18 protein-coding genes, 1 tRNA gene and 1 pseudogene are annotated in these 25300 nt (G+C 47.7%); 13 read left to right on the top strand and 7 right to left on the bottom strand.

Annotated elements, in window-relative coordinates:
* Window positions 1-99: 99 nt before the first annotated feature.
* A tRNA-Thr gene (locus tag KGF70_RS01445) sits at window positions 100-172 on the top strand.
* A 331-nt stretch (window positions 173-503) separates the two neighbouring features.
* Here the strand turns inward: KGF70_RS01445 and KGF70_RS01440 are convergent.
* Entirely contained in the window at window positions 504-1400 is an 897-nt protein-coding gene (locus KGF70_RS01440; RefSeq protein ID WP_216767743.1) for a LysR family transcriptional regulator, read from the bottom strand.
* Between the two features lie 118 nt (window positions 1401-1518).
* Between KGF70_RS01440 and KGF70_RS01435 the strand changes: the two genes are divergently transcribed.
* Window positions 1519-2385 carry an aldo/keto reductase gene (locus KGF70_RS01435; RefSeq protein ID WP_088770857.1) on the top strand — a complete coding sequence of 289 codons (867 nt, stop codon included), beginning with the start codon at window positions 1519-1521 and terminating at the stop codon, window positions 2383-2385.
* A 12-nt stretch (window positions 2386-2397) separates the two neighbouring features.
* Entirely contained in the window at window positions 2398-3270 is an 873-nt protein-coding gene (locus KGF70_RS01430) for an aldo/keto reductase (RefSeq protein WP_120769143.1), read from the top strand.
* A gap of 179 nt (window positions 3271-3449) precedes the next feature.
* Here KGF70_RS01430 and KGF70_RS01425 read toward each other — a convergent pair whose 3' ends face one another.
* On the bottom strand, window positions 3450-3899 hold the full coding sequence (locus tag KGF70_RS01425) for a MarR family winged helix-turn-helix transcriptional regulator (protein WP_050337678.1): 450 nt from the start codon (window positions 3897-3899) through the stop codon (window positions 3450-3452).
* Between the two features lie 329 nt (window positions 3900-4228).
* Window positions 4229-5662: an APC family permease gene (locus tag KGF70_RS01420; protein ID WP_216767742.1), complete on the bottom strand. Its 1434-nt coding sequence runs from the start codon at window positions 5660-5662 to the stop codon at window positions 4229-4231.
* A gap of 196 nt (window positions 5663-5858) precedes the next feature.
* On the opposite strand from KGF70_RS01420, the gene KGF70_RS01415 reads away from it, so the two are divergent.
* The 5 genes from KGF70_RS01415 to KGF70_RS01400 all read left to right on the top strand — a co-directional run bounded on the left by KGF70_RS01415 (window position 5859) and on the right by KGF70_RS01400 (window position 13625).
* A complete protein-coding gene (locus KGF70_RS01415) occupies window positions 5859-6632 on the top strand; it encodes a type I 3-dehydroquinate dehydratase (protein ID WP_191982841.1) in 774 nt (257 codons plus the stop codon).
* Between the two features lie 5 nt (window positions 6633-6637).
* Window positions 6638-6865, top strand: coding sequence for a hypothetical protein (locus tag KGF70_RS01410; RefSeq protein WP_088770858.1), 228 nt, complete (start codon window positions 6638-6640; stop codon window positions 6863-6865).
* A 553-nt stretch (window positions 6866-7418) separates the two neighbouring features.
* Window positions 7419-8492, top strand: a complete 1074-nt coding sequence (locus tag KGF70_RS17160) for a BspA family leucine-rich repeat surface protein (protein ID WP_253954697.1) — start codon at window positions 7419-7421, stop codon at window positions 8490-8492.
* On the top strand, window positions 8467-10311 hold the full coding sequence (locus KGF70_RS17155; RefSeq protein ID WP_253954696.1) for a bacterial Ig-like domain-containing protein: 1845 nt from the start codon (window positions 8467-8469) through the stop codon (window positions 10309-10311). The genes KGF70_RS17160 and KGF70_RS17155 overlap by 26 nt, the downstream gene beginning before the upstream one ends.
* 23 nt (window positions 10312-10334) lie before the next feature.
* On the top strand, window positions 10335-13625 hold the full coding sequence (locus KGF70_RS01400) for a bacterial Ig-like domain-containing protein (RefSeq protein ID WP_216767741.1): 3291 nt from the start codon (window positions 10335-10337) through the stop codon (window positions 13623-13625).
* A gap of 173 nt (window positions 13626-13798) precedes the next feature.
* On the opposite strand, the gene KGF70_RS01395 is transcribed toward KGF70_RS01400, so the two are convergent.
* Window positions 13799-14245 (bottom strand): flavodoxin, encoded by a 447-nt coding sequence (locus KGF70_RS01395; protein ID WP_003639501.1) that lies wholly within the window; start codon window positions 14243-14245, stop codon window positions 13799-13801.
* 229 nt (window positions 14246-14474) lie between these two features.
* On the opposite strand from KGF70_RS01395, the gene KGF70_RS01390 reads away from it, so the two are divergent.
* From KGF70_RS01390 to KGF70_RS01380, 3 genes are all read left to right on the top strand, one after another.
* Window positions 14475-16922 carry a hypothetical protein gene (locus KGF70_RS01390; protein WP_253954695.1) on the top strand — a complete coding sequence of 816 codons (2448 nt, stop codon included), beginning with the start codon at window positions 14475-14477 and terminating at the stop codon, window positions 16920-16922.
* A gap of 338 nt (window positions 16923-17260) precedes the next feature.
* Entirely contained in the window at window positions 17261-17833 is a 573-nt protein-coding gene (locus tag KGF70_RS01385) for an NADPH-dependent F420 reductase (protein ID WP_216767739.1), read from the top strand.
* Window positions 17834-18239: 406 nt separating this feature from the next.
* Window positions 18240-19190 (top strand): phosphoglycerate dehydrogenase, encoded by a 951-nt coding sequence (locus KGF70_RS01380; protein ID WP_216767738.1) that lies wholly within the window; start codon window positions 18240-18242, stop codon window positions 19188-19190.
* 136 nt (window positions 19191-19326) lie between these two features.
* On the opposite strand, the pseudogene KGF70_RS01375 reads toward KGF70_RS01380, so the two are convergent.
* Together KGF70_RS01375 and KGF70_RS01370 are read right to left on the bottom strand one after the other, a co-directional pair.
* Window positions 19327-20183 (bottom strand): annotated as a pseudogene (locus tag KGF70_RS01375) (DMT family transporter).
* A gap of 429 nt (window positions 20184-20612) precedes the next feature.
* Window positions 20613-21632, bottom strand: a complete 1020-nt coding sequence (locus tag KGF70_RS01370) for a ketopantoate reductase family protein (protein ID WP_105921555.1) — start codon at window positions 21630-21632, stop codon at window positions 20613-20615.
* A 705-nt stretch (window positions 21633-22337) separates the two neighbouring features.
* On the opposite strand from KGF70_RS01370, the gene KGF70_RS01365 reads away from it, so the two are divergent.
* Both KGF70_RS01365 and KGF70_RS01360 read left to right on the top strand, forming a co-directional pair.
* The gene (locus KGF70_RS01365) at window positions 22338-23171 is read left to right on the top strand and encodes an HAD family hydrolase (protein WP_216767737.1); all 834 of its coding nucleotides are present in this window, start codon (window positions 22338-22340) and stop codon (window positions 23169-23171) included.
* Window positions 23172-23376: 205 nt separating this feature from the next.
* Window positions 23377-23859: a hypothetical protein gene (locus tag KGF70_RS01360; RefSeq protein WP_216767736.1), complete on the top strand. Its 483-nt coding sequence runs from the start codon at window positions 23377-23379 to the stop codon at window positions 23857-23859.
* Here KGF70_RS01360 and KGF70_RS01355 read toward each other — a convergent pair.
* Entirely contained in the window at window positions 23843-24517 is a 675-nt protein-coding gene (locus KGF70_RS01355; protein WP_050337660.1) for a histidine phosphatase family protein, read from the bottom strand. The genes KGF70_RS01360 and KGF70_RS01355 overlap by 17 nt on opposite strands.
* Window positions 24518-25300 lie beyond the last annotated feature (783 nt).

Here is a 25300-nt window from a genome sequence, read left to right as displayed (position 1 = left end):
GTGCAACCTAAGGAATCGTTAATTCGGTTCCTTTTTTTGTACCCAGAACCAAGGTTTGAATTTTGAATGGCTTTTGGTATACTGGAAAAGGTTCGTTATGCCGTTCTAGCTCAGCAGGTAGAGCACTTCCATGGTAAGGAAGAGGTCGGCAGTTCAAATCTGCTGAACGGCTTCAAGATATTTGTCGCCTGGCTAATCAAAAAGCGGAAGCACTGGTCGTTGCTGACTGAACAGCAACGCTCACAGTACTTCCGCTTTTTGAATTCATCATTTTTGACCACATTCTGAAGGCATCTGAAGACCCAGGTATACCAGACGTACACGGACTGGTGCAACGTTTATGGGGAACGGTGTATGGATCTTAGCCGTAACTAGCGACGTATAACTTGATCTTAGTAATCGTACAAGTTCATGTGTCGCCTTTTAACGAAGCACTGAAAACGGGTTAGTTATCATTTAACAGGGATGAGTGGTCTCCACCTGGACATACAGTCCTCGGCGCTTCATCGTTGTGGATGGCTGATGACAGCCGGCCAGGCCGCACTCAATTGGTTTAAGAGCGGTAACGCATTGGCACGTTGACTAGTCAAATAACTCACGTAGATTGGCATATGCGCGCTTGTGTCGCTGATGGGAATGCCGACGCGGTTGTCATCCTGTAAATCACGAACGGCAACGGTTGGATCCCACGGCGATAAATTCGTACTAAAATACGGGAAGTCTGAATATTTCGTAATTTCTGCAAACGCCATGCGTTCCGGTTGATATAGAAACTTGGCATTGGGAATGGCAGATTGAATCACTTGTTTCCAGGCGCCAATTGCACTTAGAACGATAAAGCTCATGCCTTCCAGTTCATGAAACGTGATGCGCGACTGATTGGCTTGATACATAAATTTTTGTAAGTTCACGATTAGATTTTCGGTACCAATAAAACGGGATTCAATGTCAGCGGTCAGCACTTCTTGATTAGAGAAAATCAGACTCGCTTGATGGTTGCGGAGATGGTCGGACAGTTGCGCCACCGTGATTAAATCTCGATTAACGGTTAAGTTGGCTGGCAATTGGTCGTTTAAGTGCGTCAGAAAAACCAGCGGGCCGGGGAGCGTCGTTTCAATCAGTAGGCGGTTCTGTGACTGTTCGTAATTCTGAATCTTGGTGATGAATGTTTGTTGATCCTGTAAGAGCTTTTCAGCTTCTTGCGCTGCCAGTTCGCCAGTTGCGGTGAGCGAGATGCGATTTGGCTGCCGAGCAAACAGTTGGACGTTTAAATCTTGTTCTAGCTTCTGCATGCCCCGGGTAATCGTCGGCTGAGTGACGTTCAATGCCGTTGCCGTTTTTGCTAAGGTCTGATGCTTAGCAAACGTGACGAGTTCTTCTAATAGAAAGGTTTCAATCATGGATTCAGGCCACCTTTAGTATACGCTACTTGTATACTAGTATGAATAAGTGGTAATTTTCAAGGATAATGTCTGCGTGTATGATAATTGATGTAATCAAGCGTAGAAAGGATGTATGATGATGATACCAACGACAACTTTGAATAACGGCGTTACAATGCCCCAACTAGGATTCGGTGTGTTTCAAGTGCCTGACTTAGACGACTGTGAAGCAGCAGTGACCGCTGCTTTGAAGGCCGGCTATCGACTGATTGATACAGCAACGGCTTATCAAAATGAAGAAGCAGTGGGACGAGCAATCAAAAAAAGTGGGCTCAAGCGCGAAGACCTGTTCATTACGTCCAAATTATGGGTTTCGGACTTCACTTATGAACGGGCGCAACGTGGGATTGACGCTTCACTAAAACGACTGGGGTTAGATTACATGGACCTCTATCTGCTACATCAACCCTATGGTGATACAATGGGGGCATGGCGGGCACTCGAAGAAGCTTATCATGCCGGTAAGATTCGTGCGATTGGTGTTTCTAATTTTTATGCCGACCAGCTCAAAAATCTTGAATTGACGATGACCGTCCAACCAGCGGTCAACCAAATTGAAGTTAACCCGTGGTATCAACAGACCGACGAAGTTAACTTTAATCAGCATGAACAAGTTCGCGTCGAAGCCTGGGCCCCGTTTGCAGAAGGTAAGCACGATATTTTCAACCAGCCAACCATTCAAGCTATTGCTGAAGCCCATCATAAGACGACGGGTCAAGTTATCTTGCGGTGGCTCTTACAACGGGGCATTACGGTGATTCCAAAGTCGGTGCATCCGGAGCGTATGGCTGAAAACATGGCCGTCTTTGATTTTGAACTATCAACTAGTGAAATGGCGACTTTGGCGAGTCTCGATAAGGGTGTCAGTCAATTCTTTGATCATCGGGATCCAGTGACAATTGAACAGATTTTTGGCGCTAGTCTCAAGCAATTACACGAATAGGAGTGTGGATTAATGACAACTGAACAAAACCCAACAATTAAGTTAAACGATGGACGGGCCATTCCTGCCATCGGATTTGGTACTTTTCAAATTCCGGACGACGGTTCAACTTATAATGCCGTCAAAGAGGCCCTCGAATTGGGCTACCGGCACATCGATACGGCCGTGGCTTACTTCAATGAAGATGAAGTTGGCCGCGCCATCAAGGATAGTGGGATTCCTCGTGATGAAATTTGGGTCACGAGTAAGCTATGGATTCAAGACTATGGCGAGGAGCCGGCTGCAAAAGCCATCGACCGGTCGCTTGAGAAATTAGGCTTGGATTATATCGACCTGTACTTGGTTCATCAACCTTATGGCGACGTTCCTGGCGCATGGCGGGCAATGGAAGCTGCCCAAAAAGCGGGTAAGTTGAAGTCGATTGGGGTTTCCAACATGACCCCCAAACTGTGGCAACAATTTGTCCCACAATTTGAGACGATTCCGGCGGTCAACCAAGTTGAATTTAACCCCTACACGCAGCAACGGCCGTTACGGGAATTATTGGCCAAACAAGATGTTAAAGTGGAAGCTTGGGCACCACTTGGTCAGGGAAATCAGGCGTTATTCAATGAACCAGTCATTCAACAGCTTGCACAGAAATACCACAAGGATGCTGGTCAAATTATTTTACGCTTTGAAAATCAAGAAGGCGTCATCGTCTTTCCGAAGTCTGTTCATGCAGCTCGTATTAAGAGCAATCGCGAGATCTTTGACTTTGAATTGACGGCTGCGGAGATGGATCAGTTGCGGGCGTTGGATACCGGCAAGGCCCAACATGACCCAGAGGCACCAGGTGTAGCAGAACGGTTGTTAGGAGCATTCGACGTGCACGCTGACGACTAACTCGAGCTAGTACCGATGACATCAAGATAAATGAATGGATGAGTCCTCATTTTCACGATGCTCGCAGGTTTAGCATTCTGTCTGAAAATCGTTTGAAAAGATAATTAATCAACAATCACTAAGCGGTGTCCACTGACTTTATTTCGAGTCAGTGGGCACCGCTTTAGTTGTGAGATTGCTTATTCGGTCGTGGCCTGATTGACGACCTGGTCATTGAAGTCTTCAAGAATGCCGAGCAGCGTCGTCACGCGCTGTGGTCCCAGCAGATTAGCCCATTGATTTGCGCTCTGACGCATCGTCGCGACGAGTTGTTGGTCGATTTCGCGACCACTGTCGGTGAGGAGGAGACTTTTCTGACGGCGGTCACTCGCATTGGCTTGCTGCTGAACGTAACCATAACTAAGTAACGCACTAATTTGGCGTGAGATGGCACTGCGTGAGACGTGGTGCCGGTGTGCAATATCCATTAAGAGCAGCGGCGCTTGGCTTTTGCCAATCTCATGCATAATTAAAAATGCGTCTAAGGTGAGGTGGTAGGTTGTCAGTAAAGCACTCAGCTCGGTGCTAAGGTAACGAGAAACGTTGGCGTAATCGCTGAGGAAGATGTCGAAAGAATCAGCGCTGGTCATCAATAAGGACCTCCTTTTGATCTGGATAATTGGTAAACGAAAATCAACTTGATGTCGTAATAATCATAACGCCAAATAGCCGAAAAGTGTTAAATTGTGAGCCGCAAATTGATTGGCACAAATTCAATTTGAGTTGTAATTGAAATTGGTTGCGTGGGGTGTCAGTTGATTGGTGGTGAACAGAAAATCCCAGTACTGGTCATTGTTGTGGACCATTACTGGGATTTTGATGGATTAATTATATGATGAAACGATGAATTACTGAGCATGTTAGTCGATAGAACGAGGCCTCATTTCGACCTGATAATCAATCAGATATTGACTGTCAGTTAAGCTTGGGTCCGGTGCCGCCGAGCAATCATCGGCAGGATCATGCCGAGCGCCACGAAGATGATTGGCGTCAAAATGTTGAGGGTCAACTGGAACAGCCAACTGCTGGGGTTGCTAGCATAGGAAGTCTTGGGAACCATCCCTAAGATACAAGCAAACGCGGTGAATAGGAAGCACCAGGCACCGACTAGTCTACCGGCAACCGGGTTCTTGAGAAACTTGTAGTCACTCTTGAACTTGCTCAATTGCTTGTTGAGCAACATGTAGGCCAGGAAGACCCACAGATAGCGCATTGGCATGACGACTGAGTTGAGGTTCAGTAGCCAGTTGAACAATTCGTTCATGTTACCGATACCCAGGGCTGGAATAATAATCAAAATGCTGACGAGGACCCCAGTTAGAATGTAACCATTGACTGGCACGTCCTTTTTATTCATTTTGCTCAATTTCTTGGGAATGAATTCTGGATCGGCATCACCAAGCAAAATCTTCAGTGGTGCGTCGATCGAGAAGGCTAACGCAGAAATCTGAGCCAGTACATTGGCAATCGCATAGAGAATCAAGAATAAGTTTCCAACGTGGTAGAAGGCACCCAACCGTTGAAAGGCGTAGTAGGCACCGTTGGCCATTAAGTCAGCTGGAATGTGCTTGGAGTTGAATAAAATCCCCATCGCAAACGACCCCAGTAGGGCACAAACGGCCACCATGCCAGCGAGCACTAACATACCGAGTGGAAATTCCCGTCCCGGATTTTTCGTCTTGTTGACGTAGGGTGAAATCTTTTCAGAACCCCCGACCGCAAAGACTAACATTGAAACGGTCGTGAAATACGTAAAGTCAAATTTAGGCAAGTAGGACTTGAATGAAAACATGTTTGGCGTTTGCACGGTTGCTTTGGTCATAAAGGGCGCTGACACGGCTAAAATAATGAACAGAATCGACATGATGAACATCCCGGTCCCAGCAACGCTCCCAATCCGTTTAAGCGTCGTTAAGCCTAATGAAGCAATCCATAGGAAGAATAAAAAGAGCACTAAACAGATGGCTTGAACGACTAACGCGGGTGTCGTATTGACAAAATTCCCGTTGCCACGGAATAGCCAGCTAAAGGCGATTAAGATGCCTTGGGGCTTTTGTGCCAAATATGGAATATGAACGATCCAATAGGTCCAGGCGGCATAGTACGCGAGCCGTTTGGTACTAGTCGCACGAATCCATGACGAAACGCCCCCCTCAGCGTCTTTGAAAGTTGAACCGAGTTGGCCCACAATCAGGGTATACGGAATAAAATAAATAATCATGATCAGAATCCAAGACGTGACGACTGAAAGTCCTTGTAAGGCGAAGTTATTGACAACGTTTCCAAGACCCCAGACCGCCACAAATGCAATTAGTGCAATGTTGGACCAACGAAGCTGTTTTTCATTTTCCATGATGAAACTCCTTTGCGGCTAAAGTATGCTTAATTGTAAGGCCAAATTGAAAACGATACCAGTATTAACAAGTTAATATTAAAAGCGCTTTACATTTTGGGATAAAAAATGAATTTTAGGTGTCAAAACGGGGAAAATTTGCTATTGTTAAGAGTGGATAATAAACTATTAACGACGGATGGCTCGAGCGGTCCGGATGATGATGAAAGCAGGAATAATCTTGAAAGAAGTTACGATTGGTGAGTTAGCGTTAACGACAGGCATGCCGAAAATTGGCGTAGTCCTGGCGGGTGCGACGCGGGAGGACTTGATTCGCAAGGCGGGGCAGATTTTGACGTCGGCCGCGCAAATCGTGGTGTGGCGATTGAATCCATATCAAGAGTTAGATAATCGTGCGGAACTCGTTAATACCGCCTCCCAGTTGCAACAAGTCTTAGGGACGATTCCACTAGTGGCGACGTTTACGATGGCAGCTGACGCGGATGAAATGGCTGAACATTATCAAACTTATCAAACGCTGGTCAATAATCGGAGCGTGGCAGCCGTTGACGTCGACATTGCAATGGTCAACCAACCTGATTTTATGACGCTGACTCAGCAGATGCGAGCCAATAAGATTCGCTTGATTACTAGCCAGACGGTAACGCGCGCATCGACTACGGAATTAGTGACGACTTATCAAACATTGGCGGCCACTGGTGCGGATGTCGTCCGCGTCACCGTTGAAAGTCAGGATGCGCAGGACGTTTTGGCTTTGATGGCAGCGACTGAACAAGCGCATCGCCAGTTGGCCGTACCCGTGATTGCCACGGCGAGCGGGAAAATGGGCCGTTACAACGGCATCTGTGGCCAGTTGACGGGTTCAGCGGTGACATTTGGACACGTCGGGCGCGTCGGTGACCAGAATCAGTTGACGGTCAGTCAAATCAAACAAGCATTACAGATACTAGTCCCAATTGAAGGAGCGTGAAAGGCATGCAGTGGCGGTCATTTTGGCGACATACGCGTACAATTGTTGAAACCTTACTGATTTATTTCTTATTGATTCAGGGGCCATATGATTTGTGGATCGGCAAAATTGGCTACCGGATTGGGTCTTATTTAATCGACATTGTCGGCATCACCGTGCTATTCATGGTGGTGGAACTCGGTTATAACGCGATTCGACAACACGTTTTGAAACGACGGTCGCAGAAGAAATAGCTGAGATTTGTGTTTAGTAGATGAAATAAACGTCGTCATCAGCAGGGAGCAAACTTGTTGGTGACGGCGTTTTTATGTGCCTTTTGACGGGTGACTAGCTGGGATTGCTGTGGGTGAAATCTAGGTCGATTGAGATGAGATGACGGCTTTTTGTTATGCAGTGGATGAGTGACACAAACGAATCGTTGCACGATGCAAAAATTGTTCAGGTGAACAAAATAGCGCCGATATGAGTGGTAGCGAGTGGAAAATCAGTGTGCGGCTGATTTTTAAGCCTGTCATTCTGTTGGTGAGATATTAAAATAGTTTTGCGATAAACAACAATATTAATCAAGTTAGTAACAGCTTAATTAGAAATCTAATAATTAGTTGAGCTTTCTGAGGACGCCATGCTATAGTTAAAAACCGTAAATCGTGTATTGATTAAACACGATAATTAAATACAGTAAAAACACTTTATTTAATGCGATTAATGGTTATGTCAGTCAGGTTTTTAACAGAGAAATGGGGAATTCCTATCAATCGTCGTGAAATGAAAGTTAGTCGTTATAAAATGTATAAAAGTGGTAAATTGTGGTTATTTGCTGGTGTGACCTTATTGGGTGTCAATATCCAGCTAGTCAGTGTCCATGCGGATGAGGCAGTTGTTCAGTCAACCACTGAACAGGTCACTACGGAAGTCGCGCACACTAATTCGAACGCTGAACAGCCGGCTTTAGCTGTGGTGAACCCCCAAGCGGCCAAAGATGATAACGCTGACATGCGCGTTAGCGAAGTCGCGGATGTCGAGGGCGGCACTGCAGATAATACCGCAGTTGTTGAGAACACAGCTGTGAATGACGAGGCGGATGTCAGCGCTTCTACTGATGTGGTGGCCAGTGCCGACAGTAGTGCCGAAAATGCCGCGACTAGCGAGTCAGACACCGACATTGTCGATAAGGCAGATGTGAATGGGACAGACAATATCAGTGATGCGGCTAGTGGCGACCTTGATGAAAATTCGGCTGCTGAGCGTGAACAGGTCGAAAACGTCCTGACTCCGGAAATAGATTCGCCGGTCAATCACCATCCTGAAGTGGTTGCTGAGACTGAACAAGTTCGAACGGACGCAGATGTCAACGATATGGCGACTGAACAACAAGCGGCGTTGACGATTGCCGATGCCGGACGAGCGGATAATCCAACGACTACCGGTAACTTTGGCGTCGATTGGGAGTTTGATGTGGCGACAGGCACGCTGACTCTGCACGGCGGCACGTTGAAGAACAGTTACGGTGACAATCCTTGGAAGCGCCAGACTTGGGCCTCGTCGATTAAAAAAATCTTCATTGCCGATCGGATTATCGCCGGAACGAATATGAATGGCCTGTTTTCGGAACTGACAACTGTTGAGAGCTATGAAGGTTTGGAAAAAATCGATACTAGTGCCGTGACAAATATGCAGTCGGTATTTAAGGGGAACTATGCAGTCAAATGGCTAGATCTCACTGCTTGGGATGTGAGCAATGTCACCACGATGGCCAACATGTTTATGGGTAGTTTCATGGGTACTGAACTTAATTATCTAAATTTAAGCGGTTGGCAGACCCATAACGTGACTGATGCGTCTAATCCACGGCTTAACTGATTGGGATACCAGTCAAGTTGTCACGATGACCAATATGTTCGCTCACAGCGGTGTTCAGCACTTGAATCTATCTAATTTTGATTCAAGCAGTCTGGTTGAAATGGATGGCGCTTTTGGACAAATGGCCAACTTAGAAAGTATCGAGTTCGGAAGTAAGTTCACCACTGAACACGTCACCGATATGAACGGGCTGTTTGCGGACGATGAAAAGCTCAAATCGTTGGACCTATCTTATTTTAATATGAAAAACGTCGAAGCTAATTGGCAAATGTTAGCTGGTTTGACAAGTTTACAAACACTGGTGCTCGGACCGGGACTTGATTTCAGTCGCCACGGCAATCAACCGCTCGTCGATTTACCGGATGTTCCCAAGAATAACACCTATACGGGAAAGTGGGTCAATATTGATGATCCATCGCAAACACTAACGAGTACTGAATTGTTGGCTTTGTACGCTGGTAAATCAGCGCCAAAAGCAACCTTTGTTTGGGAGACGAAATCCGCAGCGTCGATTACGGCCAAAGATAGCGAAATTTTTGTTAATCAGTCCTGGGACTGGTCGCAAAATGTGACACAGCTAATCGATGCGAATGGTCAAACTGTCGATGTTAGCACGTTATTTAGCACCAATCCACAGGCGGTGTCAGTCAGTGGCGATACCGTCGACACGAGCAAACCGGGGACTTATCAGGTGACGCTGACCTATGCTGGCCATCAAACGACTGTAACGGTCACCGTTAAAGAGAATCAAAGTCAACTGAATCTTCAAGCAAGTGACGTGACAGTTGAAATCGATTCGTCAACGGAAACCGCTGTGTGGCAACCACAAGATAATTTTACCAATGCCACCGATTCGGATGGCCAGTCGGTTGATTGGTCAGGCATCACGGTCATTGGAACCCCAGACCTAACCACAGCCGGCAGCTATGAAGTGATCTACCAATTCACGGATATGACTGGACAATTGGTCAGTGCCACGGTGACCGTGACGGTGGTTGAAAATGAGGCTGATACGGGTGATGGGGACGGCGAGGTGCCTGGTGAACCAGAAGTGCCAGGAGAACCCGAGGAACCGGAAGTACCTGGTGAACCCGAGGAGCCAGAAGTACCTGGTGAACCAGAAGTACTGGGAGAACCAGAAGAGCCAGAAACGCCGGGAGAACCGGAAGAGCCAGAAACGCCGGGAGAACCGGAAGAACCGGAAGTACCGGGGGAACCAGAAGAGCCAGAAACGCCGGGAGAACCTGGAGAACCAGAGCAACCAGGGCAACCGGAAGAACCGAAAGAACCGAAAGAACCGGAAGAGCCAGAAGTACCTGGAAAACCAGAGCAACCGGGAGAACCAGGAACACCAGAACATCCCGAAGCTCCGGAACACCCAGAAGTACCAGAGTGTCCTGAAATGCCAGAACATCCCGAAGTTCCAGAACGACCAGAAGCACCAAAGCAGCCGTCCCAACCAAGTGGCCCAACTGCTGACACCGATGCGGGACATCAAGAATCAATACGGCAACGACCGAGCGTTACTGGACCTAGTTTAACGACTGCAAGCAGTCTGAACCGGGATGCTAGTCAGAAGGTTTCGTCCGAACAAGTTGAACAGCAACGGACAAAATCTGCTTTGGTACGTTCAGACCAGGAGACTGCAGCCGTAATCCCGCTACAGGAACGGGTTACAACGGATGCAATTCGAACAACTGCGAGTGAAACCTTGCCGCAAACAGGTGAACAGTCTAACCACCTTGGATTGATGGGATTAATGATCTTGATGGCGACGGGTTTGGCGAGTGTACTGGGAATTAAACGTCGGCGAGGCTAATTAGATTAAGGAGTGGATGACAAATGAGAGAACAAGCAAAACGGTATAAAATGTACAAGAGTGGTAAAATTTGGGTATTTGCTGGAATAACGCTGATGACCTTAAACCTGACCATGATTAATGGGCGCGCGGATGACACTGATGCGGCCCCGGTGACGAATGCTGCAGCCCAAGTTTTACCAGCTAATCAGCAACCCGAGCTGACACTGAACAAGACTGAACAAATAGCTGGCGATAATGCAGCCAGAGCAGAAATCAGTGATGCACCGGCAAGTGCTGAAGCAGTGGTGGCGACCGATTCGCAAGCAGCGGACACTGTCCAAGAATCCACGGTGACAGCGCCCAATGAAAGTCATGCTGATTCTTCAGAGCAAGTTTCTACTGAACAACCAAATCAGTCAGTGGTTTCCGACCAAACCGCTGAAAGCCCGATTGCAGATGGGCAACTGCCTGTTGAGCCAGCGCCGGATGTTGTGGGCAATCATGATAGTTCATCAGTACACTCTGATTCAGAACAAGCTGCAGATCGTGAGGCTAATGAAATCACCGAAGCACCAGAAAGTTTGCTTGTCGGCCCTGATGTCAGCGGAACAGACACTGAACAACCTGTGCTAACGGAATCAAAAGACATGGTGCGCCGCCAGGAACTGCGTGCTAATGAATTAGGACGAGACGAGGAATACCCGCAGCGTACAGAAGTGACTGGTAATTTTGGTGTCGATTGGTGGTTTGATGCGCAGACTGGTACGTTATCTCTAGGTGGCGGTAATTTAGAAATGCAATGGGTTCCTGATCCATACTATAATCCATGGTGGAATTATATATGGATTGAGCAAGTTACTAAAGTTATGATCGTGGATAATATTTTTGTCGGAAAGAGAATGGATGGCCTCTTCGCAAATTTTAAAAATGTCGAACAATATATTGGCTTGGAGAAAATTGATACTAGCCAAGTACGGATGATGGACAGGGTCTTTTATAACAATATTAGTCTGACGACACTAGATCTTAGCGGCTGGGACACGAGCAGCGTTGTGTGGATGAATAATTTGTTTGGGGTAGCTGTACCGCTGTCTTCGAAACTGGTGACGTTAAATTTAAACGGATGGAATACTAGTAAAGTTACCGACATGACTAACATGTTTATCTATACTAGCAGTCTTAAAACAGTGATTGGGCTAGATAAATTTAATACAGAAAAAGTAACTCGCATGTTCAATATGTTTTGTGGCGCAGGTTTCACGGTTCTAGACATATCCAATTTTTCGAGTGCAAGTTTGGTCGACATGGGTGCGATGTTCGCTGTGATGCCTAATGTGACTAATATTATATTTGGGTCTCAGTTTGATACTAAACGAGTAGAAGAGTTTCGACTAGCCTTTGCGTATAGTCCCAAGTTAGAAACATTGGACTTATCTGGGTTTGATATGACATCCAACAAAAATGGCATTGCTGGGATGTTTTTCGGCGCAATTAATCTTAAAAAATTAACACTTGGTCCGCATGTCAATTTAGCTAAATTTCCGGACGAGCTTTCCCCAAGTGGTTTATCCGGTCCCTATCTGTCCGAAAAATATAGCGGCCGCTGGGTCAACCTTGACGACCCAAATGACACTTTGACCACTCAAGAGCTGATTGCGCGCTACTCCGGCAACGGTGCCGCTATGGCGACGTATATTTGGGAGGCCAATCAAGCCGTTATCGACTTACATGACGTGACTATCGATGCCGGTGACGACTGGAATTGGTCTCACAGTATCGACGGGCTAGTTGACCAGTTTGGCAATCCAGTCGATGTGCAAGCGTTATATGCCGCCAATCCCAAGGCGGTCAAACTGCGCGGGGACCGCGTGAATACGAAACGTCCAGGAACTTATCAAGTGACGTTTAAGTACGCGGGGAAAACGGTGACGGCTTTGGTGATCGTCAAAGCCGACCAGACTAGTCTGAACGTTCATGATACCGATTTGCACGCCGGTGGGACTTGGCAACCACAGGATGCGTTTGACGGCGCAACGGACAAGGATGGTCAGCCGATTGATTTTAGCAACGTCACGGTGACTGGCGACGTCAACCCGGCAGTACCCGGGGAGTATCAAGTGACCTACACGGTTGGCAATCAGAGTCAGACCATCACGGTGACAGTCAAAGAAAATCAGGCAAGTTTGAATCTTCACCAACACCACGTGACGGTGCATACTGATGGGCAGGGTGGCAGTACTTGGCAGCCACAAACCAACTTTCATAATGCGACGGATGTTGACGGACACCCCGTTGACTGGTCCGCAATCGAAGTTATCGGGATGCCTGATTGGACGACTGCTGGCGACTATCAAGTCACATATCAGTTTAAAAATCAGCATGGCAAATTAGTTGCGGCAACGGTAACGATTACCGTCGTGATTGAAGAAGATGATGAACAGGGCGAGTCACAGAGCGCACTCCAAGTTCAAGATTCAACGCTGCAAGTTGGCGATGCCTGGCAGCCGGAAGCAAACGTCGTCGTTGTGACGGACGTCAATGGCGACACCGTACCGTTTGATGAACTGCTGGTGACCGGAACCGTGGATACCACGAAGGCCGGCGTCTACGAAATCACCTACCAATATACCGATGCGAGCGGTAAAGTATTTACCGAAGTCGTGACGGTGACGGTCGTCGAGGCTGACGATGGTGATGCGAACGGTGAGCAGCCGGATGCCGGTGATGACACGGATGAAGCCGAACAACCTGGTGATGGATCGAATACTGAACAACCTGGCGACGGTGATGCCAACGAACCGGATGAATCGGAACAGCCGGATGCCGGAGAACAGCCAGCTCAGCCGGACGATGGTGATGATACTGACGGTTCTAATGAACAGGGACAATCTGGTAATGGCAGTCAGACTGAACAACCACAAACTGGTGACACGGGTAGCCATGGTAAGCCGGGCGTAGGTAATACCGGCAAACCGGGTACTTTAGGCGCTAACAATCAGGGGACTAATGGTAAGGTCCCAGGCGAAACTGGCGTCAATCATGGTTCAAACGATCATTCGAGTGATGTTAACGGGGTGACTCAAGCGGTTCTTGCTGATTTATCAACGGGGACGGATGGGCAATCGCGTGCTGGCCTGAATGCTAGCAACCAAACAGCGAAGCAACTTGGCCAAGCTTCACTATCCAGCTCTGTTCAGCCAGCTTCAGCCAAAATCGGGGCGACACACTTGCCACAAACGGGTGAACAAGCAAGTCATTCCGGTATCTTGGGTGCCTTGCTACTGGGCTTGACGGTATGTGGTGGCTGGTTGGGATTACGCCGCAAGCAGTAGGACGCATCACTAACTTGGCCGTAATCACGTTCGAATTTTCAAATGGGTCAGCTAGTAAGGGGACTAACTGTGCACGGACAGTCTTCGTGAGTACCAGGTGACAATTCCCAATCCACACAAAAACAGGTCGCAGTTTCCAATCGGAAGCTGCGGCCTGTTTCGTTTGTTAAAAATTATTGCACCTTGGCAACTAGTTGTTCAGTGAACGCATCCAGTGCCTTGACGTCATCCGCTTCAGGAGCAAGGTTAACGAACACATCCTTGGCCCCTTGAGTCGCGCCTGCTTTTTTGAACGCCTGACTGAAATCGGTGACAGCTTTACAGTAATCGTCATCGTAGAACGTATCTCCGGAACCAGCGCAACCGTAGATTTTACCGGTCAAATCGAGATCTTGTAAGTCTTCGTAGAAATCGAGCCCTTCTTCTGGGAGCGCACCTTCATCGTACGTATAAGGGACTACGACGCAAATATCGACATCGTTGAATTCCGTGGCGTCGGCTTGCGAGATTTCTTCTTTGGCAACATCGACTCCAAGTTTTTCAAATTTTTCAGTAATAATATCGGCAACGTCCTCATTATTACCGGTAATTGTGGCAAAAATAACTTTAGCAGTGGCCATGTGAACTCCTCGCTTTCAAATATCTTGATAAGCTGATTATAGCAGAGTTTTCATGTGAAATTAAGGTATTGCGGCGTTATTCACAAAACCAGTTGGTCGAGTGTTTCTCAGCAGTGAATTCCATGCTATAATTTAACTATTAATGGTTATTTTACCGAAAATAAATTAATTTTTGGTCGGCGCTTAACCAGAGACTGAATAAATTATAAATTGGCGAGGAGCGTTGGTTTTGTCTAAAAAGAAGAAAAAAGAAGGGTTGGGTAGACGGCTGTGGAATTCCATTACGAAGCCGATTCCTGACGACGATAACGATGAACAAGATAGTGAACAAATTCCTTTAGCCTACGATCTAAAGGATTCAGCGGCGGCAAAATCAGATGATCCCGAAGCAAAATCAACGGTCAATATCCCTCGTTCCAAGGCGGATGCCGAGGATAGTAAACAACCCGTTGATGCAGTGATCGAACCTGAAAAAGTGGCTAAAAAAGCACAGCAGCATGAGGACACTAAAGCGGCCGCTACAAACAAAGCAAGTTCGACAGCCGCTAAGTCAGACAAGGCCGACAAAGTGGACACGGCCAAGCATGCAGCAACTAGCGCGACCATGTCGAAGGATGCGCAACGGCGGGCACAAGCGGCCAAACAAGCTGCGAGTCAGACCAAGCAAGGCGCTAAATCAGCCGGATCAGCCAAAACAGCGGGTTCGGCTGCGAAGGCGACCACTAAACATGCTAAGGACGAAACGTCGCAAGCAACTAAGGCGACGCAATCGCAATCGGCTACAGCGAAGAATGCCCAATCAGCAAAAGCTGCCACTAGCCAGGCAACATCCGCGGACCAGCATTCGGCAGAACCGACGACCCGAACGGCTAAGCACGCGGCACAAGCCAAGTCTGCGGCTCAGGGGAGTCAATCAGCGGCTGCGGAGACACCAGCTAGCCAAGCAACGAATCAGCAAGCGACGGGCAGCCAATCAGGCTTACAAGCCGGCGATACGACGGCAGAACCGATGACCCGGACAGCTCGACATGCACGACAGGCTGCGGCTAAACGGAGCCAACAAAAGATAGAAAATTCGGCAACCAGCCAAGCTGTTACTAGTTCGGCAACCGCTAAGTCAACCAGTGACTCAGCAGCAACTTCTACGAACGCAACTAAGCAAAGCGCGAAGGCGGCTGCGGCTCAATCAGCCACTGCTCAGGGTGCTGCTGCCAAATCGGCTGCCAAATCAACTGCGGCCAAGGCGACTGGTTCACAGGCCCAGACTTCGGCGGCAACTAAGGCGAACTCGGCAGCTTCAGCCAAAGCCAAGGGGCAATCGTCCCAGGCGAACAAGGCTAAGTCGGCGGCAACGCAATCGACAACCGCTAACACGACACAAGCGAAGTCTGAAGCCCCACAACAGCCAAAAGTTGCACGGCGGATTCCTGCCGATCACATTCCACCGGTTGCGCGTAAGCAACAGCCGAAGATTGCGGTCAAGGGGACGGAACAGCCTGAAGATGAGGCACAACCAGAATTACCACTGTCACGTGAAGAATTATATGGGGACCAACAACCAAATGGCGGCAAGCAACCTAAAAAGACGAGTATGTCGCGGGTCGCTCGTCATGAAGAACGCGTCACGGCCGATGACTTGGAAGCTGAAGATCAGGACGCATCCAGACTTGAAAACGATGACCAAAATCCACATCTGAAGCGGAAATCCCGGCATTACAACTGGAAACTGATGCTGACCGGGGTGGCTATCTTAGTGGTCGCTGCAGGTGGTGCCTTATTCATGTGGAACCATGCGCAAACGACGCAGGCCGAAGCACGGACTAGTGCCGAACGGATCGTCGACCAAGTTTACACGTCATCAGCGCAACGCGATTTACGCAGTAGCGCAACGGGTGCGACATTGGCGAAGTTACAAACTAATATTGATAATATGAAGGATTCGAGCGAGAAGACGAGCTTGCAGAAGCAACATGACACTGCAGCCAAAATGCTCAAGGTCCGGACGAACTATCAAGATTTGCGTAATACTCAAGGGCGTATCAAGGCGGATGTCACCATGGATACGATCACCAAGAATCAGCAACGGTTAACCAGTACTGGTTTGACGACAAACAAGGCTTATTTTGCTAAGAAGTATGATAAGTTGTTTGAAAAGACCGGTAAGACCGTCAAAAAGGTGGTCAGCTATGACACGGCCTTCCAGAAACTCTATAACAAGAAGAACAAGTTGAAGGCCTCGACCCCGTCAACGACGGTTGATAAAGTGGCCGCAAACTTAAAGGCCTACCGCAAAAAATCACAGTTAGCCGAAAACGACTACGTGAAGTTAGTGGCTGATCGTAAGAAGTTGGCGAAGGCTAACAAGGCATCCGCATCATCTTCAAGCTCCAGCACCTATAGCTACAGTTACAGCGAACCAGAATCATCCTCGAGTTCTTCGTCGTCAGTTTATAGCGACAGTAGCTCATCGGACGATACTTATAGTTATAGTAATGATACGGATACGAGTTCGGCAACTTCCAGCTCAAAGGCTTCTAGTTATAGCTATAGTTATAGTGCGGCCGATAATAGCAGTTCGACGACTGACTATGGCACCACGTCGTCATCATCGACCACTACTGGAACGAGTTCAAGTACCGCTTCGACCACGTATGGTGATGGAACGGGCACTAATTAAGTTGACTAGTTCGATCCACAATTAAACACGCACGACTGAGACACTTGTCTTTAGTCATCAGTTACGTTGATTAAACGTCTCGTGACCACCCGTAAACAATTTTGTGATGGGCGGTCGCGAGGCGTTTTTGTTTTAATGATGACGACTGTTCATTTTGACTGCTGATACTTATCTGGGTGCGCAATGACGCCTGAACTACTGCAGAAATGATTCAACCAACTAAGCAGCTATCCAGGTGATTGGAACGGCAGAAGCATGATTCCCCTATCGGAAGATAATTAATGCTATGATAATCGTACTGAAATATTTATTAAAAATAATATTGGAGTGGATAGACGATGCAAATTACAATTTTTGGTAAGGGTAATATGGGACAAGCTATTGGGCACAACTTTGAAGCAGCTGGTCAAACGGTGACTTATTACAGTTCTAAAGATCAAGCGACGACATTTGGTGACCTGATCGTAATGGCAGTGCCATACCCAGCCCTAGCAGCCCTTGCAAAGCAGTATGCGACTGAATTGAAGGGTAAAATCGTCATTGATATTACGAATCCATTGAACTTTGATACTTGGGACAGCCTGGTGGTGCCTGCCGATAGTTCTGCGGCGCAGGAGCTACAGCAGCAATTACCTGAGAGCAAGGTGCTCAAAGCGTTCAACACGACCTTCGCTGCCACCTTGCAAAGTGGACAGGTCAATGGCAAAGAACCCACGACCGTGCTAGTTGCCGGTGATGATGACGATACCAAACACCAATTAGCACAAGCGTTAGCCGGAAGCCCGCTACAAGTCAAGGACGCCGGTAAGCTCAAGCGCGCTCGTGAATTGGAAGCAGTTGGCTTCTTACAGATGACGTTAGCAGCTAGTGAACAAATTGGCTGGGACGGTGGCTTGGCGGTCATCAAGTAGCATCAGTGCATCAGCGACGACCAGGTCGAACGGTGTTGGACGTGTTAAATCAGCCGTTCAGCTTTGGGCACGTGGTCTAAATGAGCTTTAAATTTGATTAGGTCAAGGGCTGACCTTTGAGATGCTTTAACAGGTAGTGGGGCGGTAATCCGGACCTAGCTACCTGTTTTTTGATGCTCAAAATGGTGGCGAAATTAGTGTGCTAGCCATGAATATGAGGCAAACACGGTATTAGATACAATAAGTCGTGTTCAGTTTGAACTACCGGGTGACTGAACAAAGCCACGGCACAACTGAACAAAACTGAACAGCCGACAGCTTGCTGCTTTAAGCGAATTAGGACGGTTTTCAGATCAAGTAGTGGTATCATTGAGCATGAGAATAAAGAAGAAATGGGGTCATGAGTATGCCAATCGTTTTAATGGCGCAGGCAACGAAACCAGAGCAACGGCAACAGTTACAGGAACAGTATCCGGGGTGGCAATTTAAGGATGCCGACGCGATAACGCCAGCGGACTATGATGAAGTGGAAGTGTTGTACGGCAATCACCCGCTACTCAAGACATTATTAGCGCGGCCCACCAATCAGCTGAAATTCGTGCAAGTGATTTCCGCTGGCGTGGACTACCTGCCACTGAAAGATTTACAAGCGGCCGGAGTCTTGGTTGCGAACACCAGCGGCATTCATGCGGATGCCATCAGTGAATCCGTTTTGGCAGCGATGCTAACAGTCGTTCGTGGCTACCATGCGGCCTGGCTGAATCAACAAGGGCAGCGTGCTTGGCAATTACCAATGACGACCTCGACATTGACTGGTCAACAGTTATTGATATATGGGACTGGTCAAATTGGACAATCCTTGGCAGCTAAGGCCAGTGCACTGGGTATGCATGTGATTGGCGTGAATACGACCGGTCATCCAGCTGAACATTTTCATGAAACGGTTGCTTTTACGGCGACGGAACCAGTGTTGGCGACGGCTAATTTTATCGTTAACGCCTTGCCATTGACGCCGACGACGCATCACCTATTTAATGCCGCGCTCTTTGCACAGACGAAACAGGCGCCGATGTTGATCAATATTGGTCGTGGACCCGCAGTCGATACGACTGATTTAATGGCGGCCTTGGACCAGCACCAGTTAAGCATGGCGGCCCTTGATGTGACGGAACCCGAACCATTACCGGCGGATCATCCGCTCTGGCAACGCGATGACGTGTTGGTTACACCACATATTTCCGGCCAGATTGCCCATTTTCGTGCGACAGTCTTTCCAATTTTTGCCGCAAACTTTGCGCAGTTCGTTAAGGATGGCACGCTTGTCCGCAACCAAGTTGATCTTGACCGTGGTTATTAGCCCAGTTATTGCTGGCTAGTCAGACGCAGGGCCATTACTGAACGGCGCGTTCAGTTTGAATGAAAAATGCAAAAAATCCGATAATACGCAATTCATTATTGAAATGCGCGTTATCGGATTTTTGAGCTTAAATAAGTCAGTGTTCAGATTCTTTGAAATTTTCAGCGGTACGGTCATTGGGACCCTGCCCAATTGCGAGAATGAAGACGGTGCTAATGATGAGTACGCTGCCAAGAATGTCGAGCCAGCCAAAGCTGACGCCCAGTAGGACGACGGCAATGACGGTCGCTGACAGTGGCTCGAAAGCATCAAGTAAACTCACGACGGTTGGTCGGATGTATTGCAGACTTTGCAGGAAGAATAGAAAAGCCAGCAACGTTCCAAACAAAATAACAAAGACCAGTTTACTGATGTTTAGCGCCGTCAACGGTATATGGATCGACCAGACTGGTTGAACGAGGTTAAATAGAATCCCGCCCAGTAGCATCGACCGGATAACAGCCCCCAAATCAAGGCCCAGACGGAGATGACCAGCGTGCCAGGATTGCCGTGGGTCACCAGTAAAAATGACCCTAATAAGGCGCAAATAATGGCGAGTCCCTCGGCACGGGTCGGCAATTGACGGTGCGCCACTAACATCCAGAGGGCGATGAATACTGGCCCCATGAACTGTAAAATGGTTCCCGTAGCGGCGTTACTCGCTTCGACCGCCAAGAAATACGTGAACTGTACTGGCATCAGCCCGAGCAACGTGTAAGCTGCGATTTGTAGCAAGTCACGGGGCTGTCGCCAAATTGACCACAAATCAACGTGTGTCACTAAACTGACGAGGAACAACGCAATTCCGGCTCCCAGCATGCGAATTCCAGTGAGCCAAATCGAGTTAATATCGGTCGTGTCGAAAAGGGTCTGCGCCACGGCACCAGAAACGCCCCAAAAGGTCGCGCTGATACTGGCCAGAAAAATCCCCTTAAATTCCCGACTGAACTGCATGATATACCGCCTCCCTGTATCAATCACTTAACTTCCATTGTACATGATTTTACCCTGAAAAGGGGCGGGGGAGTTTAGTTGTTCAGGAATTAGCATGCCGCTAGTAACTAAACGCGCGTGTTCAGCATGTCGCCAACTGCAATGCGGTTCTAGATTTTGGGTGGCCTGTTCACCAATACAGGTCATCTACGAATTAAGGATGACCAGTCTCACAAGATTCAAACAAAACGGCTTCCCGATACTTACGCGGTATTGACCATCGTGCGCAAGTGTTAGGAAGCCGAAGTAATCGAACCCTATTAATCACCAACAACCATTAGTCGCCAGCAACTATCAGCCACCGACAATCATTAATAATTGACCATCGTTAGGATCTGGGTATCAGCGGTAATCGGCCCTATTAGCGACGTTTGACGCCCTGACGACAGCTTAAGCGCTCGCTTGTTCTGTCGCTGAAGTTGTCGCCGTTGTGTTTGCCTGTTCAGTCGTTTGTTCAGTCTTTTCAGCTGCTTGACGCGTCGTTTCAGCCAAGTGAACGAGGTGAGTCAGGAATGCGTGGGTTTTGGCCTGATACTGGTGCTTTTGGCCTAATTTAACTAAGTAGCCATTGATGTAATCCACTTCGGTTGGCCGGTTGTGCGACATATCTTGGTACATCGATGGGTAGTGGAGCGGATTGGCGACTTTACTGACGTAGTTGACCGAGGCTAATTCTTCAGCCCGCGTATTGAGCATCGTAATGCCGTCGCGTTCACAGACATCGTACGCTTCATCGATGAGCTGGCGGCTAAGTTCATCGGCGCCAGGATAAGCGGCAAATTCGCCCATCGTGATTTCGAATAACGTGCAGAGGGTGTTGACTACGGAATTGAAGACAACTTTAGCCAAGAGGGTGCCGCGGAAATTAGTGGTTAAGTTCGGATGGAACTGACATTTGTCCAATTCAGCAACGATTTTGTGGGTCATCTCGTCTGGCTGTTCCGTATAATTAGCTAGATTCATCGTGCCAGCACCGCGCGCCCCAATAAAGTCGACGTCGCCAGGGCCGTTTAAGACCGTTGCGACTAATGCGGTTCCTGCTAATAATTTGTCAGGCTTGAAGTATTGTAATAATTTTTCAACGTGTCCCATGCCGTTCATACAAGTGAGGACGTACTGTTGGTCGTTGAACGCGTGAGCGGTGCGAGTCAAAAAGTCGGCAAGTTGCATCTGTTTAGTGAAAACGACCCAGACATCCGGATTATCATGATAGTCTTCTGGTGTCGAGACCTTAACGGGAACTAAGTGGCGATTTTGATGGTCGCGGGAGACGTACACGCCACCTTGCCGATGAATTTGATCCACATTTTTCTGCCAGGTATCCACAAAATCGACCTGATTGCCTGCTTCTTGTAATAACACACCGTAACGTAATCCCATGGCGCCTGCGCCGAGTACTGTAAAATGCATATGTATGACCATCCTTTAATATGATTTAATTAATAAATGAAAAATAAAACGTCCGACAGACTCGTAAGCCTGCCGGACGCAAATGCGTGTTACCACCGGTATTCATCAGCAATTCACATTCCTGACCTTCAGCACATCGTTGTCAATGTGCGACACGTTAATGAGTGTCAAACCAGCACGAGTTACTTCGATTCACTCGCACGCTCACAGTTGATGTTCATTGTCCGTTGACAGGTCTGCTTACACCATCTCAGACTCGCTTGGGCTGCATAACGGCAATTACTGGACTGTTCAAAGCTTTTATCATCGTTTATTAATTGTTCTCTAATTTAGTGGTTTGGCGGTAGAAAGTCAAGTGATGGTGGAAAGACTTTGGGATATTAGGTCATAGGTCGGAAAATAGGAACCATCCTGGTATCTAAACTTAAGATTATTTAGTCAGTTGAATCAGTCGCAACCCAAAAATGTTGGTGCTTAAGGCCGCGTATTGGCATTTCTAGCCCGAGAAGTGTTCCGGAATGGTGCAGAAGGAAAAATTTGGCGTGAATCATGGTGTCAGGTGAGACGTGTTGATGCGTCGGCAATGATTGAATCTGCTGTCTTAATCATGAAAATGCGGTATGTTCAGTAATTTTGAAAGCGATTTCCATTCTGTGAAAGAATAGCGTACAATTGTAAGTGTAAATTACGTAGGAGGAGTCACTTATGCCAAAATATTTAGTTTTTATGGATATTGACGGGACGCTCTTGACTGAACATCAATACGTTTCAGAGCGGACCAGAGCGACGATTGAACGCTTGCAGAAGCAGGACGTGCTATTTTATATTGCCACGGGGCGGATGTATGAATTGGCCAAAATCGTCCGTAACAAACTCAATCCGGATGTGCGGTTAGTTACCTCGAATGGGGCGGTCTTTGACGGTGCTCAGGGTCGTGAGCTGACTAAACTGGGGGGCGCTGCCGTGGAGTTGGCCTATCTGATTGCGCGGCGTGATAATTTGCCAATGATGTTATTTACACCTGATATGGCTTATTACACCGAACAGATTCCGCGGTTTGTTGCCCGCAACGCGGCCAATTTTGATGCGGATGAAGTTTCAATCGGCTATGAAGAAGTTAAGAGTTTTACACAACTGGCGACCATCGAGGACCAGATCACGAATGGCGTAATCCTCAGTCGCGAGGATATGTCACGTTTAGATTCTGCACGTGAAAAGTTGACCAACAGTAAGTTATTGCGGTTGTCCTCATCTAATCCGAATAACATTGAAATGATTCCGCTCAACACGGATAAGGGGACGGCCGTTAAACAAATCCAATGGGAACAGCACGTTGATGCCGCCCATACCTTCGTCTTTGGCGATGGGTTAAATGACGTGGGCATGATGGCCGAAGCTGATTTATCAGTCGCGATGGGCAACGCGTTACCACAAGTGAAAACCATTGCAAACTACGTGACGGATACCAACTATAACGATGGGTTGGCGCTGTTCCTAGAACGCTATTTTGCCGAGCATCCGTTAGCAGACGTTAAGTAAAGATAGTTTACAATCGGCCGGTTAGTGACCTAGTCGCAATGATTGATAGCGTCAAACGACATTCAAGGCGATCTCCAGAAATATCCCCGGAGGTCGCCTTTTTGTGGTAAGATTAATATTTCACAAAGACTCAAGTAGTGTTGTTTGACATTTGCGTCAAATTTGGCACACTTAGTAATGAAGTGTTTTTAGGAAGTGATAACTGTTGAAAATTGAAATTTTACCGACGACCACCGCGGAGATTCCGCTAGCCATTTTGTCGATGACCAACCTTGATAACCGTGAGCTGAACCCGGCAATTGAAAAACAATTAACGACTCAGCAGATTCCTGTCGCGCAACCACAGAGTGCCTTAGCCGACCTGATTCAAGTGATTCATGCGCATCATCCGGTGGCGATCAACGCGTGGGATATGAATGCGTTGGGCACTGATGAAGTGCAGCTACAAGTGACGGCGCAGGGGGCTCAGCTTGCCACGACGAGCGCGTTAGTACCCAATCTTGATAGTAAGAGTAGTCGAATTCTGGTCGTGATTGGTGATACGACGGCCAGTGCAGAATCGGTGCACGCGACCGGTCAAGAACTCCAACGTAAAATCAAGGCCTTCTTCGGCATTCAAGCTCGGTTGCAATTCCCAAGTTGTACTGCGGAACCGGTCAGCCTAGAAACGACTAGGCCCGCTTCTTAGGGGTGACGTTGATGTCGATTAAGTCAAACTGACGGTCTTGGTAGTCGACGCGACTTACGCTGGTGTTTTTGAGCAAGCGTGTCGGTAGTTCACCGGGACTGATTTGATATAAAAAGGCACTCAGGACGAGTCCGTGCGAGACGATTAAAATATTTTTATCGTGGTCGCCATGCTGTGATTCGTATAAACAAATGCGTCGCAGGGTCCGACTGATCCGGTCCGTAACACCGACGAGGGTCTCAGCTGCCCGTGTCTGGTCAAGAGAATTGAAGACCCAGAGCAGCGTCGCAAACCGTTCACGGCTCAGCATGAGCTTGATGAAGGTCCCAATGCCCAATTGTTTGCGGACTTGCTTAACGATCCACATGTTACGGGTGCCTTCTAGTCCACCAAAATTAAATTCGCGTAAGCCGACGTCGATCGTCGGCTTTTTAATTTCGGGATGGTGCGCCAGAATAATGCGACTGGTTTGTTGGGCTCGACCCAGATCACTCGTATAGGCGGCGTCAAAATGGGTATCGGCGAGCATCCGTGCTAACCGTTCTGCATCGCGCACGCCGTTATGTGTCAATTCTGAATCGTAAATGCCTTGTAGGCGGCCGGCCGCGTTGAGTTTTGTTTGGCCGTGTCGAACTAAGTATAAGTGAATCGTTGCCATTGCTGACCCTCCCTTGCAGTTTGATGAACATAATCCAATTGTAAGGCCTGGCCTAAGATTCAACAAGCCTTTAATTGTTAATGGAAACTTTATTTTGATACAAGCCGTGTACCAATCGAGCGATAAAGCTGTTGGCCCTGTCTTGACAACCTTTTGATTTCAAATCTAACGCGGCAGGTAACAAACATATTGTGTGAGTCAATTTGTCACGAATTATGATTAAATCATGCTATTTTTAAGTTCAAGAGCTGCCAGCTGAGACCCGCTGGAAACAGTGCGAGTTACCGTGAACTTGCTGTGGTGGATGCTTCCTAATCCGGCTTCCAGGCATTTCTGACAACGCTGGAACGCGATGGACATAGATTTAAGCCGAAAGCCCACGTCTTAAATACTGGTCTTCCACTAACCAAGCACACAACGCTTGCTAAGTGGAATTTCATCGCTGAGCATTGTCAGAAACACCTTCCAGCCGGGATGGTATTCGAAAGGCAGACATGTGCGGACCCAACTTTTTGTTGAATTGGTCGTTGGTTCATTGATCCACGAGAATTTTGATATTGAACCGTCAGACTGTTTTCTAACAATCGCTAACCTTTCTTACTCATATTTTCAGGACTCTGATAAGCGAAGGTCGTTTTATCGACTGAATACAAGACTAGTGTCCGTTGACATTGGTGAATTATATTCAGTAATCTTCTCAGTACTCAAATGTCATAAAGCATCAGCGATACCAATTCAAAGCTTGCTTGAAGGACAAGGCCCTAATATTCAGTGGTCAATTGC

It is taken from the genome of Lactiplantibacillus sp. 7.2.4 (genome assembly GCF_018991185.1).
GTDB classification, from domain to species: domain Bacteria; phylum Bacillota; class Bacilli; order Lactobacillales; family Lactobacillaceae; genus Lactiplantibacillus; species Lactiplantibacillus pentosus.
Note: the sequence above shows the minus strand (reverse complement) of the source record. Positions and strands in the feature narration are given on the sequence as shown.

Excerpts from the sequence above, each read along its gene's own strand:
- KGF70_RS01440 (WP_216767743.1), bottom strand. The coding sequence starts at position 1,400 with ATGATTGAAACCTTTCTATTAGAAGAACTCGTCACGTTTGCTAAGCAT.
- KGF70_RS01435 (WP_088770857.1), top strand. The coding sequence starts at position 1,519 with ATGATGATACCAACGACAACTTTGAATAACGGCGTTACAATGCCCCAA.
- KGF70_RS01430 (WP_120769143.1), top strand. The coding sequence starts at position 2,398 with ATGACAACTGAACAAAACCCAACAATTAAGTTAAACGATGGACGGGCC.
- KGF70_RS01425 (WP_050337678.1), bottom strand. The coding sequence starts at position 3,899 with ATGACCAGCGCTGATTCTTTCGACATCTTCCTCAGCGATTACGCCAAC.
- KGF70_RS01420 (WP_216767742.1), bottom strand. The coding sequence starts at position 5,662 with ATGGAAAATGAAAAACAGCTTCGTTGGTCCAACATTGCACTAATTGCA.
- KGF70_RS01415 (WP_191982841.1), top strand. The coding sequence starts at position 5,859 with ATGATGATGAAAGCAGGAATAATCTTGAAAGAAGTTACGATTGGTGAG.
- KGF70_RS01410 (WP_088770858.1), top strand. The coding sequence starts at position 6,638 with ATGCAGTGGCGGTCATTTTGGCGACATACGCGTACAATTGTTGAAACC.
- KGF70_RS17160 (WP_253954697.1), top strand. The coding sequence starts at position 7,419 with ATGTATAAAAGTGGTAAATTGTGGTTATTTGCTGGTGTGACCTTATTG.
- KGF70_RS17155 (WP_253954696.1), top strand. The coding sequence starts at position 8,467 with ATGCGTCTAATCCACGGCTTAACTGATTGGGATACCAGTCAAGTTGTC.
- KGF70_RS01400 (WP_216767741.1), top strand. The coding sequence starts at position 10,335 with ATGAGAGAACAAGCAAAACGGTATAAAATGTACAAGAGTGGTAAAATT.
- KGF70_RS01395 (WP_003639501.1), bottom strand. The coding sequence starts at position 14,245 with ATGGCCACTGCTAAAGTTATTTTTGCCACAATTACCGGTAATAATGAG.
- KGF70_RS01385 (WP_216767739.1), top strand. The coding sequence starts at position 17,261 with ATGCAAATTACAATTTTTGGTAAGGGTAATATGGGACAAGCTATTGGG.
- KGF70_RS01380 (WP_216767738.1), top strand. The coding sequence starts at position 18,240 with ATGCCAATCGTTTTAATGGCGCAGGCAACGAAACCAGAGCAACGGCAA.
- KGF70_RS01370 (WP_105921555.1), bottom strand. The coding sequence starts at position 21,632 with ATGCATTTTACAGTACTCGGCGCAGGCGCCATGGGATTACGTTACGGT.
- KGF70_RS01365 (WP_216767737.1), top strand. The coding sequence starts at position 22,338 with ATGCCAAAATATTTAGTTTTTATGGATATTGACGGGACGCTCTTGACT.
- KGF70_RS01355 (WP_050337660.1), bottom strand. The coding sequence starts at position 24,517 with ATGGCAACGATTCACTTATACTTAGTTCGACACGGCCAAACAAAACTC.